This is a genomic window from Enterococcus sp. DIV1444a, assembly GCF_051712125.1.
In the GTDB taxonomy this organism is placed as follows: Bacteria; Bacillota; Bacilli; order Lactobacillales; family Enterococcaceae; genus Enterococcus; species Enterococcus faecalis.
This window is the reverse complement of record NZ_JBIOOG010000001.1, coordinates 1566167-1579402: the sequence shown is the minus strand read 5'-3', so window position 1 is coordinate 1579402 and position 13236 is coordinate 1566167. Positions and strand designations below refer to the sequence as shown.

Annotated in this window: 15 protein-coding genes; 11 read left to right on the top strand and 4 right to left on the bottom strand. The window is 38.1% G+C overall.

What is annotated here, in order from left to right:
- The first annotated feature begins 156 nt into the window (after window positions 1–156).
- Both IGI87_RS07785 and IGI87_RS07780 read left to right on the top strand, forming a co-directional pair.
- The gene (locus IGI87_RS07785; protein ID WP_438736582.1) at window positions 157–1335 is read left to right on the top strand and encodes a pyridoxal phosphate-dependent aminotransferase; all 1179 of its coding nucleotides are present in this window, start codon (window positions 157–159) and stop codon (window positions 1333–1335) included.
- Window positions 1336–1445: 110 nt separating this feature from the next.
- The gene (locus IGI87_RS07780) at window positions 1446–2336 is read left to right on the top strand and encodes a phosphate ABC transporter substrate-binding protein PstS family protein (RefSeq protein WP_438736581.1); all 891 of its coding nucleotides are present in this window, start codon (window positions 1446–1448) and stop codon (window positions 2334–2336) included.
- A 42-nt stretch (window positions 2337–2378) separates the two neighbouring features.
- Here the strand turns inward: IGI87_RS07780 and pnpS are convergent, their stop codons facing one another.
- Together pnpS and IGI87_RS07770 are read right to left on the bottom strand one after the other, a co-directional pair.
- Window positions 2379–4154 carry a two-component system histidine kinase PnpS gene (pnpS, locus tag IGI87_RS07775; RefSeq protein WP_438736580.1) on the bottom strand — a complete coding sequence of 592 codons (1776 nt, stop codon included), beginning with the start codon at window positions 4152–4154 and terminating at the stop codon, window positions 2379–2381.
- Window positions 4151–4861: a response regulator transcription factor gene (locus IGI87_RS07770; RefSeq protein ID WP_002360193.1), complete on the bottom strand. Its 711-nt coding sequence runs from the start codon at window positions 4859–4861 to the stop codon at window positions 4151–4153. Before IGI87_RS07770 ends, pnpS begins: the two co-directional genes overlap by 4 nt.
- Window positions 4862–5023: 162 nt before the next feature.
- Between IGI87_RS07770 and IGI87_RS07765 the strand changes: the two genes are divergently transcribed.
- The 3 genes from IGI87_RS07765 to ffh all read left to right on the top strand — a co-directional run bounded on the left by IGI87_RS07765 (window position 5024) and on the right by ffh (window position 7332).
- Window positions 5024–5494 (top strand): DUF523 domain-containing protein, encoded by a 471-nt coding sequence (locus IGI87_RS07765; RefSeq protein WP_438736579.1) that lies wholly within the window; start codon window positions 5024–5026, stop codon window positions 5492–5494.
- 76 nt (window positions 5495–5570) lie between these two features.
- Window positions 5571–5909, top strand: a complete 339-nt coding sequence (locus IGI87_RS07760; protein ID WP_002357429.1) for a putative DNA-binding protein — start codon at window positions 5571–5573, stop codon at window positions 5907–5909.
- Window positions 5910–5913: 4 nt separating this feature from the next.
- Entirely contained in the window at window positions 5914–7332 is a 1419-nt protein-coding gene (gene ffh, locus IGI87_RS07755) for a signal recognition particle protein (RefSeq protein ID WP_438736578.1), read from the top strand.
- A gap of 74 nt (window positions 7333–7406) precedes the next feature.
- On the opposite strand, the gene IGI87_RS07750 is transcribed toward ffh, so the two are convergent.
- Together IGI87_RS07750 and IGI87_RS07745 are read right to left on the bottom strand one after the other, a co-directional pair.
- A complete protein-coding gene (locus IGI87_RS07750; protein ID WP_438736577.1) occupies window positions 7407–8162 on the bottom strand; it encodes a MerR family transcriptional regulator in 756 nt (251 codons plus the stop codon).
- Between the two features lie 117 nt (window positions 8163–8279).
- A complete protein-coding gene (locus IGI87_RS07745) occupies window positions 8280–8834 on the bottom strand; it encodes an NADPH-dependent FMN reductase (RefSeq protein ID WP_002357432.1) in 555 nt (184 codons plus the stop codon).
- A gap of 141 nt (window positions 8835–8975) precedes the next feature.
- On the opposite strand from IGI87_RS07745, the gene IGI87_RS07740 reads away from it, so the two are divergent.
- From IGI87_RS07740 to IGI87_RS07715, 6 genes are all read left to right on the top strand, one after another.
- Window positions 8976–9779, top strand: coding sequence for a GNAT family N-acetyltransferase (locus tag IGI87_RS07740; protein WP_438736576.1), 804 nt, complete (start codon window positions 8976–8978; stop codon window positions 9777–9779).
- Window positions 9780–9925: 146 nt separating this feature from the next.
- Window positions 9926–10201, top strand: coding sequence for a 30S ribosomal protein S16 (rpsP, locus tag IGI87_RS07735; RefSeq protein WP_002357434.1), 276 nt, complete (start codon window positions 9926–9928; stop codon window positions 10199–10201).
- Window positions 10202–10212: 11 nt separating this feature from the next.
- On the top strand, window positions 10213–10458 hold the full coding sequence (locus IGI87_RS07730) for a KH domain-containing protein (RefSeq protein ID WP_368552396.1): 246 nt from the start codon (window positions 10213–10215) through the stop codon (window positions 10456–10458).
- 120 nt (window positions 10459–10578) lie between these two features.
- The gene (locus tag IGI87_RS07725) at window positions 10579–11145 is read left to right on the top strand and encodes a hypothetical protein (RefSeq protein WP_002357436.1); all 567 of its coding nucleotides are present in this window, start codon (window positions 10579–10581) and stop codon (window positions 11143–11145) included.
- Between the two features lie 353 nt (window positions 11146–11498).
- Entirely contained in the window at window positions 11499–12440 is a 942-nt protein-coding gene (gene rnz / locus IGI87_RS07720; RefSeq protein ID WP_002360200.1) for a ribonuclease Z, read from the top strand.
- Entirely contained in the window at window positions 12441–13229 is a 789-nt protein-coding gene (locus tag IGI87_RS07715; RefSeq protein ID WP_438736575.1) for an SDR family NAD(P)-dependent oxidoreductase, read from the top strand.
- Window positions 13230–13236: the final 7 nt, after the last annotated feature.

The following is a 13236-nucleotide window of genomic DNA, read 5'->3' as shown; positions in this document are numbered from 1 at the left end:
TAGGAGAACTTTGTTGAAAAGGACAAAGTTCTCCTATTTTATTGTCGGCTGTTTTTTTGAGATATTTATAATAAAAATCTAGCGAAACAATGAGAAAATCATTCATTTTACGGTCAATTTGTGCTACTATAACGTCAACTGAAGGAGTGAAGCTAAATGGATTTAACCAATCGTTTTAATCGTCAAGTAAATAAAATTGCTGTTTCTTTAATTCGTCAATTTGACGAACAAGTCTCAGGAATTGAAGGTATTTTAAAATTAACGCTAGGAGAGCCGGATTTTAACACACCTGAGCATGTCAAAAAAGCAGCCAAAGAAGCAATTGATGCGAATTTTTCTCATTATACAGGGATGTCTGGTTTATTAGATGTCCGTGAAGCAGCCGCTTATTTTATGAAAGAAAAGTACCATTTGACTTACCAGCCTGCGACAGAAATTTTAGTAACAGTTGGAGCAACAGAAGCGATTTCAGCTTCGTTATTAGCAATTTTAGAACAAGGTGACAAAGTGCTATTACCAGCACCTATTTACCCAGGGTATGAACCAATTATTACATTGGCGGGGGCGGAACCGGTATATTTGGATACACGAGACAATGATTTTGTCTTGACCCCTGAAATGATTGAAGCGGCGATGGCCGAGCATGGGAACCAAGTCAAAGCAATTATTTTAAATTATCCTAGCAACCCAACTGGTGTCACCTATAACCGCCAAGAGTTGCAAGCCATTGCTGATGTTCTAAAAAAATACGACATTTTTGTGATTAGTGATGAAATTTATAGTGAGTTAACTTATGATGAGAGTCATGTTTCGATTGCTGAAATGTTACGTGACCAAACGATTTTAATTAACGGTTTGTCGAAATCACATGCTATGACAGGCTGGCGGATTGGCTTTATTTTTGCACCAGCGATTTTAACAGCGGAGATTATTAAAGTTCATCAGTATTTAGTTACTGCGGCTGCCACTGTGTCTCAAAAAGCGGCTGTTCGTGCCCTAATCGAAGGAATGCATGATGCTGAAATTATGAAAGAAGAGTATCGGAAACGGCGCGATTTTGTTTATGAACAGATGACTCAATTGGGGTTTGAGGTTGCGCGTCCAAATGGCGCCTTTTATATTTTTGCTAAGATTCCTACTGGTTATGAACAAGATTCTATGAAATTTTGTATTGATTTAGCGCAAAAAGAAGCAGTAGCGTTGATTCCAGGTATTTCTTTTGGCCCAGAAGCAGAAGGATACGTCCGAATTAGTTATGCGTCCGAGATGGATAAATTAACAACGGCCATGGAACGAATCGCACATTACATGGCGACACAACGCGTAACGCACTAACCTTTATAGATTCTTTACACACCTTTACCTTTTATTTACATTTAATTGAAACAGAATTAACAGAGTCTTGGTAGACTAAATTTGTAACTAATTGAAAAGGAAGTGCAAAGATGAAAAAACGTGTAATTGCAGCAACTATGCTGAGTCTAGGGTTATTATTAACTGGGTGCGGCGCTCAAGGAGGCACAACTGAAAAATCCAGCGAAGCGGATAATAACAAACCAGTTAAAATTGTCGCTGTTGGTTCCACCGCTTTACAACCGTTAGTAGATGCTGCGAAAGATCAATTTACACAAGAACATCCCAATTATACAGTTTCTGTCCAAGGTGGCGGCAGCGGAACAGGACTTTCGCAAGTTGCAGATGGCGCAGTGACCATTGGAAATTCCGATGTGTTTGCGGAAGAGAAAGATGGCGTTGATGCCTCTAAATTAGTCGATCATCGGGTGGCTGTGGTTGGTATGGGACCAGTGGTCAACAAAGAAGTCGGCGTGAAGAATTTAACGAAGCAACAATTGATTGATGTCTTTACTGGCAAAGTCAAAAACTGGAAAGAAGTGGGCGGCAAAGATCAAGAAATCGTCGTAATCAATCGCGCCAACGGAAGTGGCACCCGAGCAACATTTGAAAAATGGGGCTTAGATGGAGCTAAACCAGTTCAATCACAAGAACAAGATTCTTCGGGAACAGTTCGTAAAATTGTTGAACAAACACCAGGAGCAATCAGCTATTTAGCTTTTTCTTATATGGATGATTCCACTGTTGCCTTAAGCATTGATGGTGTTGAACCAAAAGAAGAACACGTGAAAGACAATTCATGGAAAATCTGGTCTTATGAACATATGTATACAAAAGGGGAGCCTAATAAAGAAGTAAAAGCCTTCTTAGACTATATGGTCACCGATGATGTTCAAAAAACAATTGTCAAAGACTTAGGTTATTTAGCCATCACAGATATGCAAGTAGAACGTGATGTAAATGGAAAAGTAACTGAAAAATAAACAAAAAAAACTCAGCCAATAAACAGGATTGGCTGAGTTTTTTTAGGCTTCTTTTTTTGTTAAAGGCAAGGTGATTGTAAAAGTGGTCCCTAAGCCTAAGTGACTATCAATGGCGATTTTACCGCCTAATAATTCTGTGTAATTTTGGACAATAGCTAGACCTAGACCGGTGCCACCAGAATGACGGCTACGTGCTTTATCGACGCGATAGAACCGTTCAAAGATCCGTTCTTGGTCTTTTTGACTAATGCCAATGCCAGTATCTTGAACAGATAAACGTAATTGCTTATTTTCTATAGCATAAGAAATAGTAATCTGACCATTTTCTTGGGAATACTGAATGGCATTTTCAATTAGATTCTTCACGATTGGATAAAACAATTCGTATTTGGTGAAAAACTGGCTTTCTGGCAGACCATGGACGACTGTTTTCAACTGTTTTGCTGCCAATTGTTGCTGATAAGAACCGAGAATTTCTGTAATAAATTTTTCTAAAGTAATTTCTTGTTCCGCATAAGGAATTGTTGCGCTGCCCCGAGAAAGTTCTAGAATTTCTTGAATTAATTGTTGCAGACGCTGGGCATCTTTTTGCATGATATGCAAAAATTGATCAAGGACTTCCGGATCTTCTTTGGCGCCGTCTATGAGTGTCTCGGTAAAGCCCAAAAGAGAAGTGACAGGCGTTTTTAATTCATGAGACACGTTTGATACAAAATCTTTTTGCATTTTTTCTAGTTGGCGAACGCGCGTTAAATCATAGGCAATTCCTAACACTTGATAATCATTGGCGCTTTGATCATCCAAGTAACGAAGAGAAAGATCTAATCGTAAAGGTGTTGGTCCTTGTGTCACAGTGATTTCTTGATGTAAACTGTTTTTTTCAGCGACGACTTGATGGATTAAATGAATCAAATCGGCGTCTTGAATCACTTCAAGATAATTGCTTTGCATATTTTTAGCAGAGAGTCCTAACATTTCCTGCATTTTAGGGTTCAACAGACGAAGCCGTCCTTGCGTATCAATGATAAAGACACCAATCATCAACTCATCTAAAAGTTCGTGAAATTGCTCATCCGCAGACGTATACGCTTTATACGTTTGACTTACTTGTTGACTCAGTAGGTTAATAGTTTCGTAAAGTTCATTCCATTCAGAAGATTGCTGGATAATGGATCGATTTTCATCTGGATGTTTAAGCATTCGTTTCAGAATCGGTAAGACAGTCACTAGCGGTTGATTTTTTTGCCGTAACAGTAAAAAGATAAACAAGGTAATTAGTAGGAACAAGATGCCAAATGTAAAGATAATATAGCGACGAAAAGATTGGATATTTTTAGAAAATAGCGCGGTTTGTTCCGAAATCCGAATAATGCCAACGATTTCTCCTGATTTTAAAACAGGCGTGGCAACGTACAGAAGTTCTTTATTTAACGTTTTACTCTTTCGTAAAGCTGAACCATAGGTAGCTCCTGATAGAACCGCAGCGATTTCAGGTCGTTTTTTGTGCGACTCTAGCGGTTCATTTTGGCTGCTGTCAAAAAAGACGGTACCATTTTTTTGCAACAAAGTTACCCGTTCTTCTGCATCATCTAACGCATGGGTGACAAGGAGTTGTTGTTGGTTTGTCAGTTGTCCTTTTTCGAAAACGGCAGGGGGCAACTGGTCTGTTAAAAGGGTATTTTTTCTTCTTAAATAGGTTTCTTGCTGAGCAACCATTTCCTTTTGAAAGAAAAAATTGGTCGCCGCAATACTCCCGACAAATAATAAAAGCATGACTGCCGCAACTAAAAAATATTCAATCCGCAGTCTCTTTTTCATCGCTTTGGCTCCTGAAAACGGTAGCCAAAGCCACGGACAGTTACTAAGTAAACGGGCCGTTTGGGATCGGGCTCGATTTTATCACGTAAATGACTAATGTGGACATCGACGATGCGACTTTGTCCAGCGAAGTCATATTGCCAAATTCGTTCCAACAAGGTTTCCCGATTAATGACCCGATCTTTGCGTTTCATGAAGTAAACGAGTAATTCAAATTCTTTCGGTGTTAGCTCAATGGGCTGATTGCGCACAAAGACTTCATAATTTTGTTCATCCACACGAATCTCGCCAATCACAAGCGGAGCTTTAGGTGTGTCCTCTTGAAGCGGTTCGGTCGTGGTAGGTTTTAAACGACGAAAAATAGCTTTCATGCGTGCTAGGACTTCTCTGGGACTAAAAGGTTTTGTTAAATAATCATCTGCCCCAATTTCTAAGCCGATGATTTTATCTACTTGTTCATCTTTGGCAGTTAAAATCAAAATAGGCGTGTCAATTTTTTCTCGACGAAGTGCTTTGGTAATTTCTAAGCCATCCATACCAGGAAGCATTACATCTAAAATTATAAAATCATATTGATTAGACAAAGCTAATTCGAAGCCGTTTTTACCATCTTCGGAAGTAGTCACCTGATAGCCTTCTTTTTCCAAATTAAAGGTTAACAAAGTTAAAATCGATGGTTCATCATCGACGACAAGAACTTTTTTCATTTACATAACTCCTTCAAGAAATTTCTGAAAATAAGTGTATATTTCACTATTGTTAGTTTAACATATTTTTAGAGGAAGAACGTACTTTAAAGTAAGTAAGAATGGTACTTTTGAGAAAAGTCAACTCATGGTATAATAGAGAAATGAAATGAGGAGAAGCGAATGATTGGTATTAGTAGTTGCTTAGGTGGGATTTGTTGCCGTTACGATGGAAAATCTCAAGAACAAGAAGTGTTAAAACAACTTGTAACTAATGGAAAAGCACTAATGATTTGTCCCGAAGTTTTAGGAGAGTTGCCCATTCCACGTCCGCCAGCAGAAATCATTGGCGGGGATGGCTTTGATGTTTGGGCGAATACTGCTTATGTATATACGGATAACGGGGAAGATGTGACCGAGGCATTTAAAGCAGGGGCACAACGCGCGTATCAAAAATTAAAAGCCCAACAAATTACAACCTTGATTTTGAAAGAAAAAAGTCCTAGCTGTGGCAGCCAGCTGATTTATGATGGACAATTTTCTGGCATTAAAAAAGCTGGAGTTGGAGTCGCAACTGCTTATTTTATTCAACAAGGAATGACCGTTTATTCTGAAGAAACATGGCAACTTGCGGACATTTCTTTTAAAAGGTAAAAACTTAGTAAAAAAAGATTGACTATTCCCTATGAAATCGGTAACCTATAAGGGATTGAAGATGGGAGCACGGCTCATGGAAATGGAAAAAACAAACCGCATGAATGCGTTATTTGAATTTTATTCGACATTATTAACGGAAAAGCAGATGAATTATATGGAGCTTTACTATGCTGATGACTTTTCTTTAGGAGAAATTGCGGAAGAATATGAGGTTAGTCGCCAAGCGGTTTATGATAACATTAAACGAACCGAAAAAATTTTAGAAGAATATGAAAAAAAGTTACATCTTTATTCAAACTATGTTGTACGGAAAGAATATCTTGAACAATTACAGCAGTATGTTCAAGAAACCTATCCAAAAGATAGTGAAATCAAAAAATATATTGAACAAATTCAAGAAATAGAGGAATGAAACTATGGCTTTTGAGAGTTTAACAAACCGCCTACAACAGGCAATGAGTAAAATCCGTCGTAAGGGAAAAGTTTCCGAAGCCGACGTAAAAGAAATGATGCGAGAAATCCGTTTGGCTTTATTAGAAGCCGACGTTAATTTACAAGTGGTCAAAGATTTCACGAAACGTGTCAGAGAACGGGCAGTAGGAGTCGAAGTATTAGAAAGCTTATCACCAGCCCAACAAATTGTAAAAATTGTTGATGAAGAATTAACGAAAACGTTAGGTTCAGAAACGGTTGAACTGAATAAATCTCCAAAAATCCCGACAGTGATCATGATGACAGGGTTACAAGGGGCTGGTAAAACAACTTTTACTGGTAAATTAGCCAAACACTTAATGAAAACTGAAAACGCTCGTCCGCTTTTAATCGCTGGTGACGTTTATCGTCCAGCAGCGATTGATCAGTTGAAGGTTTTAGGTCAACAATTAGAAGTTCCTGTTTTTGATATGGGAACAGATGCTAATCCAGTAGAAATTGTTCGTCAAGGGTTAGCGTTAGCAAAAGAAAAGAAAAATGACTATGTTTTAATTGATACGGCCGGCCGTTTACACATTGACGAAGCTTTAATGGATGAATTGAAACAAATTAAAGAGTTGGCTAATCCTAATGAAATTCTGTTAGTTGTTGATGCGATGACGGGGCAAGATGCTGTCAACGTTGCAGATAGTTTTAATGAACAGCTTGGAATTACTGGGGTTGTTATTACCAAAATGGACGGCGATACTCGTGGGGGGGCTGCGCTGTCAATTCGGGCAGTAACGGGCGCTCCGATTAAATTTATCGGTTCTGGTGAAAAATTAACCGATTTAGAAATTTTCCATCCCGATCGTATGTCGAGTCGTATCCTAGGTATGGGGGACATGTTGACGCTAATTGAAAAAGCGCAACAAGATTACGATGAGAAAAAAGCAGAAGAACTTGCTCAAAAAATGAAAGAAAACAGTTTTGACTTTAACGATTTCATTGAGCAATTGGATCAAGTGATGGGCATGGGACCGATTGAAGACTTATTAAAAATGATCCCTGGAATGAGTAACATGCCTGGTATTGAAAATGTCAAAGTCGATCCTAAAGATGTGGCACGGAAACGGGCGATGGTCCTATCAATGACCCCTGCAGAACGTGAAAATCCTGATCTATTAAATCCTAGTCGCCGCCGCAGAATTGCAGCTGGTTCAGGAAATAGTGTGGTTGAAGTCAATCGTATGATTAAACAATTTAAAGAATCCAAAAAAATGATGCAACAAATGTCCAAAGGGGATATGAACATTCCTGGTATGGATCAAATGCTAGGTGGCGGCGTTAAAGGCAAGCTAGGCAAAATGGCCATGAATCGCATGATGAAGAAAAACAAAAAGAAGAAAAAGAAAAAAAGATAAACAAGCTTTAGTTAATTATCGTAAGAAATAGAAAGTGCGCCATCAGTTGAAGAGACTGATGGCGCACTTTCTATTTAAGCGTAGTTTTGGATAATTGCGTTTAACGCTTCGGCAAAACCAGCGCCGTGTTGTTCATAATATGACGTAAATCGTTCATCGCCAACATACATAAGGCCTAACCCTTTGTGTGCTTCTGGCGAATAGCTTGACCAAGAGTACATTAACCAATCTTTGTGTAATTGGAAAATTTCTTGCCCAAGTTGACTAGTCAACTTGGGTGATTTTTGATACATGGCTAACTTAGAAAATAAATCTTTTTCCACGTTCTGCATTGCTTGCATGTCTTTTTCCGTCAAGTTTAAATATTTTTTGTTGGCTTGTTCAATCGTTTCGTTGCCATATTTTTCCCGAATCTCTTTACCATATTTTTCTTCGTTTTTTTGAACTCGTTGTTGTTTGAATGCTTCGAATTTTTGCTGATCTGACATGTTTATCTCTCCTTTGTAGTGGTGTAAGGTTTGTTGAACAGAGGCTAAAAGACGATCAATTTCATTGCGCTTTTCCAATAGTTTTTGTTGATGCTCATATAAAGCCTGTTCGACATTAAAGTCAGGTTGCTCCAAAATTTCTTTAATTTCGTCTAGTTTCAGATCTAATTCACGGTAAAAAAGGATTTGTTGCAAACGATTCACCTCGGCTTGCCCGTAAATTCGATAACCAGAAGAATTAATTTTGGCTGGTTGAAGAAGACCAATTTCATCATAATATCGTAACGTCCGTGCACTGACGCCAGACAGTAAAGCCATTTTTTTAATTGTATATTCCATCATTCATTCCCCCTGACAAAACCTATCATAAACCTTTACGTAACGAGAAGGTCAAGCAAAAAAATAAAAAAGGGGGACAACCTATAAAAAAGTTGCCTCACTTTTTCTCGATTGATTCAATTAGGCAGTTAGGCGATTAAAGAAATCCACGTAAGCATCTACAATTGATTGTAAGAAACCAACAGTGCCATCAATAATTTTACCATCTTCACCAATTAAATTCGTAATACCGCCAATATAGGCTTCAGGTTGTTGTAAAGTTGGAACATTTAAGAAGACTAATGATTGTCTTAAATGATGGTTCGCACCAAATCCGCTAATTGCACCTGGTGAAACACTCACCACAAGTCCTGGTTTTTTATCCCAAACGCTTTCGCCATACGGACGTGAACCGACATCCAATGCATTTTTTAAAACAGCTGGTACTGAACGGTTATATTCTGGTGTTACAAACATCACACCATCTACTTGTTTGACTTCTTCACGGAATGTAGTCCAAGCTTCGGTGGGGGTTCCTTCATCATCCAAATCTTGATTGTATAATTCTAAATCACCAATGTTAATAAAAACAGGTTCGAAATCAGCTGGAAATAAGTCCGCCATTGTTTTTGCTACCAATTTGTTAAATGAATCTTTTCTTAAACTCCCTACAAAAATACCAATTTTTTTTGTCATGTAAATCCCTCCATTTTTCTTTTACTTACTTTATGATAGTACTTTTTCAAAAAAAGCGCAAACGTTTTATCCTTGTACATTGTTGAACTTCGTAACTTCACGTATAATAGCTAGTAAAAGGATGAGTAAAGGAGCAACTGCTTGAATAAAAAAATAAATTGGCGCCGACAGTTAACACCGTTGGAGAAACAAACATTGACTGAATTAAGAAACAAGGAAATGATTAAACAAGGAACTTTTTATAAATTGGAACAAACATTTCCTGAGGAATCAGCTTATACTTATTATGGTTTATACAGGAAGGAACAAACCATTCAAGCATATATCGTAGGGTATTGTTTTGATGGGGAAACCTTGGAAGCGACGATTGTTGCGCCAAATGTAGGACCATTTTTTGAAGAACTTGTTCAAGAACTCGAAAAGCAAGCAGCTTTGTTGGGAATGAAAGAAGTCTTTCTCGTGATGGACGACACACAATCTGTTGGCCTGAATTATTTTAATAGACAAGGAATTGTGCCAGCTTTTTCAGAACAGTATCTGGTTTTTCAAGGAGAAACTTACTCACAGGCGTTGGCGAAGCTGACACTTCTCCGACCACAAGTGGCTGATTTGGATTCCTTGGCTAGGTTACTCGAAGGTACGCCTTTACCGGAGGACCTTCAACGAACACTTATTTATAAAGAAAACAATCAACTTTTAGCCACGCTACGTTTGGATCATTTTGAAAACGAATGGGGGATTTATGGCTTTGTTGTGACAAAAACGCAACGAGGTCGCGGTCTTGGCCGTCAAGTGTTACAGTCTGCGCTCCGAATGATTTTAGAAAATTCAGCCTCAGCGACTATTTTTTTAGAAGTTGAAACAGAAAATCAAGCAGCGCTTCATCTCTATCAAACAGAAGGCTTTCAAGTGAGAAACCAGTACAACTATTATCAAATTTTGTAAAAATTCTTCATTATTTCGTTTGATTTCCTGCAAATTGGCTAAAAAAATTGAAAAAAAGTAAAGGTGTCAAGAAAAAACTCTTTACAGGTTGTTGTTAATCTGTTAAACTAACTCTTGTGATTAAGTTAATGGAGGTGTATTTAATAATGGCAGTTAAAATTCGTTTAAAACGTATGGGTTCTAAAAAGAGTCCTTTTTACCGTATTGTAGTAGCTGATTCTCGTTCTCCTCGTGATGGACGTTTCATCGAAACTGTAGGTACTTACAACCCTTTGAAAGACCCTGCAGAAGTAGTTTTAAAAGAAGATTTAGTTTTAGATTGGTTATCTAAAGGTGCGCAACCTTCTGATACAGTTCGTAACATCCTTTCAAAAGAAGGCGTTATGAAAAAACATCATGAAGCTAAAAACGTTAAGAAATAAGGTGATTGAATATGGCAGATGTGAAAGAGTTAATTTTAACTATTGTCCGTCCGTTAGTCAGTCAACCTGAAGCAGTCTCATTAGAAATTGAGGAATCACCTGATTTCCTCGAGTATAATTTGACTGTGGCCAAAGAAGATATTGGACGTATCATTGGTAAACAAGGGCGTGTTGCAAAAGCAATTCGGACAATTGTTTATAGTGTACGTATCGATGGTCCGAAAAAGGTCCGTTTAAATATTCTTGATGGTAAATAAGCATTAACAAGGAGGTAGCCTAGCTATCTTCTTTTTTTATACATAACCAAAAAGTTTTCATTGCTAGAGGCAGGCCTTTCTTGCTAAAATAGATGTATCCAGAATAAAGGAGCGATTTGTATGGCAAAACGAATTATCATTATGAATTTTGATATTGAAAGTAAATCGTACCAAGCATTTTCCGAAATAAAAAAGATGCAGGCAGAAAGACAGCTTAAAGGTGAGCAGATGGCGGTTGTTACGCATGTTAATGATGGCCAGCATCAATTTAAAATCAATGATTTTATCGATTTTACAGGCAACAATCATACATCAAAAGATAGCATGATCGGGATGCTAGTAGGCATATTAGGTGGTCCTCTGGGCATTCTTTTTGGCTGGTTTGCTGGAAGTATGTATGGTGCAAGCAAAGACGCCAAAGAAATTCAAGAAGCACAAACGGTTTTTGAACATGTGATTCAAAAGATTGATGAAGGACAAACGGGATTGTTATTAATTGCAGAAGAAGAAGACAACCGTCCGCTCAACCAATTGGTTATGTTTGACTTAGGTGGCGAAATCACGCGGCTTGATTTAGAGGAAGTCCAACAAGAAATTAATGATGCGAACGAAGTTGCAAATGAAGCGAAACAATCGTGGCAAGCAAAAAAAGAACAACATAAAGAAGCGACATCGAAAGAAGAATAAGGATCAAGAGGTCGGGACAGAACCGTTTAGCTCCGAGAAATAAGAAGAAATCTCCGAAAATTGCTCTTTAATTTTTGGAGAATTTCGGCTTATTTCCGAAGGAGTTGGTTCTGTTCCCGCCGTTTATCAGTTTTTGAGCGTGGAGCAAAAATCCAAAGTGATTTTTATCCCACGCTCTTTAAAATACTAAGAAATCATGGTTTTTTATGGTAGTTTGCTAATTTTTTGTTATTTTATCGTAAAATGCGGTAAACTAAGAAGAAAACTTTGAGAAAATGGATAAATTATTATTTGCTAAAGGAGCAAACTTCTTCTAAAATAAAAAGGAAGTTTAAAAGAAAGTATGGTAGCAGATGGAAATACAATTTTTAGGAACAGGCGCTGGTGTACCAGCAAAACATCGCAATGTCACAGGAATTGCGTTGAAATTATTAGATGAACGAAATGCAGTTTGGCTCTTCGATTGTGGAGAAGGGACTCAATTGCAAATTTTAAAAAGTAGTATTCGCCCAAGAAAAATTGAAAAGATTTTTATTACACATTTACATGGGGATCATATTTTTGGTTTACCTGGTTTGTTAAGTAGTCGTTCTTTTCAGGGCGGGACAGAACCTTTAGAAATCTATGGACCAGTTGGGATTGCTGATTTTGTTAAAACTTCTTTACGGGTCTCACAATCGCGGTTGTCCTATCCACTGAAATTTATTGAATTAACGAAAGAAAATGACGTTATTTTTAAAGATAAACAATTCACTGTTCGCTGTAATATTTTGGACCATGGCATCACGAGCTTTGGCTATCGAATTGAGGAAGCAGCGCATGAAGGAGAATTACAAGTAGAGAAACTTCAAGCTTTAGGGATTCCTTCTGGGCCATTGTATGGCAAACTCAAACGTGGTGAAACGATTGTTTTTGATGGACAGGAAATTAATGGACAAGCGTTTGTGGGAGAGCGTAAACCTGGACGAATCGTGACGATTTTAGGAGACACTCGCAAAACTAAAAATAGTGTAACCTTAGCACGACGAGCGGATGTTTTAGTCCATGAAAGTACGTTTAATAAACACGAAGCAAAAATGGCAAAAGCCTACTTCCACTCAACCAGTCAACAAGCAGCTGAAGTTGCAAAAGAAGCGCAAGTAAAACAACTTATCTTAACGCATATTAGTGCCCGTTATTTAACCAAAGAGGCCTATCAGCTTCAAGAAGAAGCCCAAGAAATTTTCCCCAATACAAAAATCGTGAAAGATATGGATATCATTGAGATTCCATTTGCCAATGAAGGAGGAGCTTAGATGGATTTAACAAATAAAGTCGTTGTCGTAACTGGAGGTTCAGCTGGTTTAGGTGAACAAATTTGTTATGAAGCAGCTAAACAAGGGGCGGTCGTCGTTGTCTGCGCCCGCAGAATTAATTTGATTAGTAAAGTTCGCCAGCATTGCGCTGCTTTAAGTGGAAGAGAAGCGTTTTCTTATCAATTAGATATTGCCGATCCAGAAAGTGTTGAACGTGTGGTTGAAGCTATTTCTGCAGAAGTTGGTCCGATAGATGTTTTAGTCAACAATGCTGGTTTTGGTTTGTTTGAAAATTTTGTTGCAATTGACTTGGCTGTTGCGCGCCAAATGTTTGATGTCAACGTTCTAGGAATGATGACGTTTACTCAAAAAGTAGCCATTAAAATGATTGAAGCTGGGCAAGGACATATTATCAACGTTGCTTCAATGGCTGGGAAGATGGCTACAGCTAAATCAACCGTTTATTCTGCAACAAAATTTGCTGTATTAGGTTTTTCAAATGCTTTACGTTTAGAATTGAAACCGTTGGGTGTAGCAGTAACGACTGTCAATCCAGGACCAATCCAAACAGAATTCTTTGATAAAGCGGACCCGACAGGCACTTATCTAGCTGCGGTGGATAAAATTGTTTTGGACCCTACGAAATTAGCGAAAGAAGTGGTTGGGAGTATGGGAACTTCTCGACGTGAGATTAATCGTCCATTTGTCATGGAAGCAGCTGCCCGCTTTTATACAATGTTTCCACATTTAGGAGATTTCATAGCGGGGAATATTTTAAATAAAAAATAAAGGAGTC

Bases quoted from the DNA above. Each gene is read 5' to 3' on its own strand.
- rpsP (WP_002357434.1), top strand. From the start codon at position 9,926: ATGGCAGTTAAAATTCGTTTAAAACGTATGGGTTCTAAAAAGAGTCCT.
- rnz (WP_002360200.1), top strand. From the start codon at position 11,499: ATGGAAATACAATTTTTAGGAACAGGCGCTGGTGTACCAGCAAAACAT.
- IGI87_RS07730 (WP_368552396.1), top strand. From the start codon at position 10,213: ATGGCAGATGTGAAAGAGTTAATTTTAACTATTGTCCGTCCGTTAGTC.
- ffh (WP_438736578.1), top strand. From the start codon at position 5,914: ATGGCTTTTGAGAGTTTAACAAACCGCCTACAACAGGCAATGAGTAAA.
- IGI87_RS07770 (WP_002360193.1), bottom strand. From the start codon at position 4,861: ATGAAAAAAGTTCTTGTCGTCGATGATGAACCATCGATTTTAACTTTG.
- IGI87_RS07785 (WP_438736582.1), top strand. From the start codon at position 157: ATGGATTTAACCAATCGTTTTAATCGTCAAGTAAATAAAATTGCTGTT.
- IGI87_RS07765 (WP_438736579.1), top strand. From the start codon at position 5,024: ATGATTGGTATTAGTAGTTGCTTAGGTGGGATTTGTTGCCGTTACGAT.
- IGI87_RS07725 (WP_002357436.1), top strand. From the start codon at position 10,579: ATGGCAAAACGAATTATCATTATGAATTTTGATATTGAAAGTAAATCG.
- IGI87_RS07750 (WP_438736577.1), bottom strand. From the start codon at position 8,162: ATGATGGAATATACAATTAAAAAAATGGCTTTACTGTCTGGCGTCAGT.
- IGI87_RS07745 (WP_002357432.1), bottom strand. From the start codon at position 8,834: ATGACAAAAAAAATTGGTATTTTTGTAGGGAGTTTAAGAAAAGATTCA.
- pnpS (WP_438736580.1), bottom strand. From the start codon at position 4,154: ATGAAAAAGAGACTGCGGATTGAATATTTTTTAGTTGCGGCAGTCATG.
- IGI87_RS07780 (WP_438736581.1), top strand. From the start codon at position 1,446: ATGAAAAAACGTGTAATTGCAGCAACTATGCTGAGTCTAGGGTTATTA.
- IGI87_RS07715 (WP_438736575.1), top strand. From the start codon at position 12,441: ATGGATTTAACAAATAAAGTCGTTGTCGTAACTGGAGGTTCAGCTGGT.
- IGI87_RS07760 (WP_002357429.1), top strand. From the start codon at position 5,571: ATGGAAATGGAAAAAACAAACCGCATGAATGCGTTATTTGAATTTTAT.